This is a genomic window from Terrabacter sp. P5_B1 (assembly GCF_056400505.1).
This window is the reverse complement of the sequence record NZ_JBFULD010000450.1, coordinates 1-2,558: the sequence shown is the minus strand read 5'-3', so window position 1 is coordinate 2,558 and position 2,558 is coordinate 1. Positions and strand designations below refer to the sequence as shown.

General features: G+C 71.8%; 3 protein-coding genes. 2 read left to right on the top strand and 1 reads right to left on the bottom strand.

Features of this window, described 5'->3' with window-relative positions; genetic code table 11:
- A partial coding sequence (locus tag AC1DP0_RS20710; RefSeq protein WP_478088238.1) for an aminotransferase class I/II-fold pyridoxal phosphate-dependent enzyme occupies positions 1 to 993 on the bottom strand: 993 nt, incomplete at its 3' end.
- A gap of 158 nt (positions 994 to 1,151) precedes the next feature.
- Between AC1DP0_RS20710 and AC1DP0_RS20705 the strand changes: the two genes are divergently transcribed.
- The gene (locus AC1DP0_RS20705; protein WP_478088237.1) at positions 1,152 to 1,907 is read left to right on the top strand and encodes an EcsC family protein; all 756 of its coding nucleotides are present in this window, start codon (positions 1,152 to 1,154) and stop codon (positions 1,905 to 1,907) included.
- A gap of 106 nt (positions 1,908 to 2,013) precedes the next feature.
- A complete protein-coding gene (locus AC1DP0_RS20700; RefSeq protein ID WP_478088235.1) occupies positions 2,014 to 2,556 on the top strand; it encodes a YkvA family protein in 543 nt (180 codons plus the stop codon).
- Positions 2,557 to 2,558: the final 2 nt, after the last annotated feature.

The following is a 2,558-nucleotide window of genomic DNA, read 5'->3' as shown; positions in this document are numbered from 1 at the left end:
GGTGAGGTCGAGCCAGGCGAGATAGGTCGACTCCGGCACGACGAGACGGGCGCCGGGCAGGTGCTCCGCGACGAGGTCGGTGAGCAGGTGCCGGTTCGCGTCGAGCTCGCCGACGAGCCGGTGCAGCCACTCGCGACCGTCGCGGTAGGCCGCCGTCTGCGCGATGACCCCCAGATGGCTCGCGCCGAAGGTGACGAAGGGGTGCAGCCGGCGGACGTCGTCGACGGCCGCGTCGCCGGGCACGATGATCGCCGCCTTGAGCCCCGCGAGGTTCCACGCCTTGGAGGCCGACGTGACGGTGACGCCGCGCGCGGTGCCCGGCACGGTGAGGTAGGGCGTGAAGGTGCTCGTCGGCAGGACCAGCGGCCCGTGGATCTCGTCGGACACCACGCGCACGCCGTGCTCGTCGGCCACGCGGGCGAGCGCCTCGAGCTCTGCCGGGGTGGGCACCGTACCCGTCGGGTTGTGCGGGTTGGACAGCAGGTATGCCGTCCGGGCGCCCTCGGCGGTCAGCCTCGCGAACACCTCGGCGAGACCCTCGAGGTCGAGGCGGTGGTCGGCCCCGAGGGGGGCTTCGACGACCCGGCGTCCGCACGCCTCGATGACCTCGTAGAAGGCGTTGTAGACGGGCGGGCTGACGACGACYGGACCACCCGCATCGGTGAAGAGGCCGAGGAGATGGGTCACGCCGGTCAGGACGTCGGCCACGCGGGTGGTCGTCCGCGGATCGAAGCCCCACGCCCACTCGGCCTCTGCGAAGGCGGCGACCTGGACGGCATACTCCTGCGTCAACGCGTAGCCGGTGTCACCCCGCGACACGGCGGCGCTCACGGCGTCGACGACGGCCGGACACGGGGCACAGTCCATCTCCGCGATCCACATCGGGATGACGTCGGAGCCGTGCACGCCCCACTTGACGGACGTGCGGTCACGGCGCAGATCCGACAACGGCACCCCGAGGATCGGTGGCGTCGTCCTTCTCGTCTCGGGCATGGGGCGACCCTACGAGAGGGGACCGACGCGGTCGCGTGCGGTCCCGTCGCACCGTCGACTGGGTACGAGGGTCCCACGGGCGACGCCGGCGGCATACGGTGTCGTCGGCGGCGACCGAAGCCGCGCAAAAGGGACGTCAGAGACAGAGGTGGGAACCAGTGAGCATCTTGGGTTGGAGCAGGGACGCGACGATCAAGGCATCGGACGCGACCGCCGCACAGCTGCGCAAGGCGAAGGACGCCGGCGCGCTGGAGCGCGCCGCCCTGCGTGCCGACGGAGGGCTCACCGGGACGGCGACCCGTCTCGTCGAGCGTCTCCTCGATGTCGGCATCGACGGCAAGGGCCCCTTCGACCCCGCCCACGAGGTGGCGGCCAAGGCGCTCGAGCAGTCCCGTGGCGATCGCGACCAGGCGCTCCGGGTGATCGCGCGCGACCACCGTCAGCTCGGGGCCGTCGGCGGTTTCGCCACCGGTCTGGGCGGGTTCTTCACGATGCCGATCTCCCTGCCCGCCAACGTCCTCGAGTTCTACCTCCTGGCCACCCGCATGACGGCCGCCACGGCCAAGGTGCGGGGCTATGACATCGACCAGCCCGAGATCCGCTCGGCGATCCTGCTCACCCTCGCCGGCGCCGACAGCGACGACCTGCTCAAGAAGGCCGGACTGGTGGCCGCCGGGGGCAAGCTGTCGTCGGTCGCCTTCGACCGGCTGCCCGCGCCGGCCCTGATGGTCCTCAACAAGGCCGTCGGCTTCCGCCTGCTCGGCCGCATCGGCCAGGGCACGTTCGCCAGGCTCGGACGGGCCGTGCCCCTCGTCGGCGGACTCATCGGCGCGGCTGTCGACGTCTACATGCTCAGCCGCATCGCCAAGCAGGCAGCCAAGGAGTTCCCGGCCGTCGCGACCTTCGGGCCCTGAGCCAGCGGCTTGGGCGACCCACACCCGTGAGGAGCACGAAGATCACCGTTTCGCAACGCCGTCAGCGCGGGGGAATCGCCCCGGCCACCCGCTCGTTGGGCCGGGCATGAAGACCGCATCCCGCGTCAAGATGGCAGCAACCGTCGCATCGGTCGTGCGCGCCTCCACCCGGCCCGGCGCACCGACCATCCCGGAGCGGGTGCAAGCCGTGCCTCGCCTCGTTCGTGCCACCATCGAGAGGACGTATGCCGGTACGACCCTCAAGCGGCTCGGGCTCGTCGCGGGGGCGGTCGCCTACGTCGCGTCCCCGATCGACCTGCTGCCGGAAGCGGTCCTCCCGGTGGTGGGCGCCGCCGACGACGTCGTCGTCATCTCCTGGGCGATCAAGGCGTTCTTCGAGGAGACCGATCGCTTCATCGCTTGGGAGGCCGGCCAGGGCGTGCGCGTGCGCCCGTCACGACCGTCTCGCGAGGGGTCCGGAGACCTGGGGGTGACGGCCGGGGCGACCGAGCCCCAGAGCGGTGGGACCGCCGGCACGGGGTCCGACACGTTTGCGGGTCGCAGGGATCGCGTCCGGCTGCCCGAAGGCGCCCGGCAGGCGACCACCGACTACGTCCTCGAGTCGGTGCGCAAACGCCTGGAGCGCTGAAC

Excerpts from the sequence above, each read along its gene's own strand:
- AC1DP0_RS20700 (WP_478088235.1), top strand. The coding sequence starts at position 2,014 with ATGAAGACCGCATCCCGCGTCAAGATGGCAGCAACCGTCGCATCGGTC.